The sequence below is a fragment of the Microcoleus sp. BM001215392 genome (genome assembly GCF_036700185.1).
In the GTDB taxonomy this organism is placed as follows: Bacteria; Cyanobacteriota; Cyanobacteriia; order Cyanobacteriales; family Microcoleaceae; genus Microcoleus.
Genome location: NZ_JAUBOJ010000736.1, coordinates 1 through 1,226 on the forward strand (window position 1 = coordinate 1; position 1,226 = coordinate 1,226).

The window sequence follows — 1,226 nt, forward strand, 5'->3', positions numbered from 1 at the left end:
ACTAGCCTGCTCTTGACTGTGCGGGGCTTCAGGTACTGTTGGTGTTGCGGTGTGGCTTCTGCGAAGCCAACGACCAACAGTACCTGGCCCCGCTGGAGTTGAGCAGTCTAGTCCTGAGGGGTTTACGAAGGGGCAACCAGTGGCGGCGCGCGATTTTTTTCTCTTGGCAATAAAAGCATAAATAAATTAAATCAAAAAACTACTTGACACAGATACAGGTTAGTGCATATGCTGAATGCAGGCTGAGAAATCAGCATCCAAAAGCGCAAAGCTGTGGGATGTGGTTGCAGTCGCAGGAGTTCTGGTTACGACCGATCGAGTCGTCGTTCAGTCGTAGCCGGTAACTCCTGCGAGTTCTGCAACTTCAGACCCACCCCCAGTAACACAAAAAAAGTTACTGGCCCAGAGTGTTGTTAGATTCGATAATTTCCAAAACGGAAATTATCGAGCAATGCTTCTTGTGCGCCAGATGCGTTATGTAAACGCCATCAAGCAAACTTACAAATCTGGATGTACTAAAATGACTCCTACTCATCGAACCACCGACAAACAAACAAGCAAGTCTCAGCGAGTTGCTATACTTTTGGATATTCAGAACGTCTCCTTAAAGCAATGGCAAGCTGAATTACTGCTGGATTTTGCCACATCAAAAGGGCGTTTAAATTGGCGAAAACTTTACTATAACTCGCAGTACCCAAATCAAGTTATCGCCAAAGATAACCTAGAAAAGCTGGGTTTTCAAGGCGTTGATGTCCCCGATCCAGGCGAAGATAGTGCAGACAAAGCATTGGTGTTTGGTTGTACTAAACTATTTGCAATTAAGACTCCTCCTGAGATAGTTATCCTGGTATTAGGAGATAGGGACTTTGCTGGTTTAATCGCCCTTTTGATTGCGGCGGGTAAAAAAGTCATCGTTTTTGCACGGCGCGACAGTACCAGCCAAAAAGTGATTAACCTTGTTGGTCAAAACAATTTTAATTATGTAGACGAATTGTCTAGCTTGGTAGCATCGAATAGTCAGCAGCAGATAAAAAATAGTCAGCCTCATCTCACTTACAATGAGGCTGTTGAGTATTTGATAGAAGCTATCAAAACAGCATCAAAAAAAGGCAAGCGCACATTGTTTAGCTGTATTGACAGTCTAATGCGTAACCTTTTCCCCAGATATCAGGGAGTAACTTCTGTTTGCAAACATCAGGGAAAAACATTTTCACGCTTTGGCGAGT

The 1,226-nt window shown here is 44.0% G+C and carries 1 protein-coding gene; it reads left to right on the forward strand.

Annotated features, from left to right (window positions below; genetic code table 11):
• Window positions 1-451: 451 nt before the first annotated feature.
• Window positions 452-1,226, forward strand: a 775-nt coding sequence (locus QT974_RS34545; RefSeq protein ID WP_333472847.1) for an NYN domain-containing protein, incomplete at its 3' end; no start/stop codon positions are given.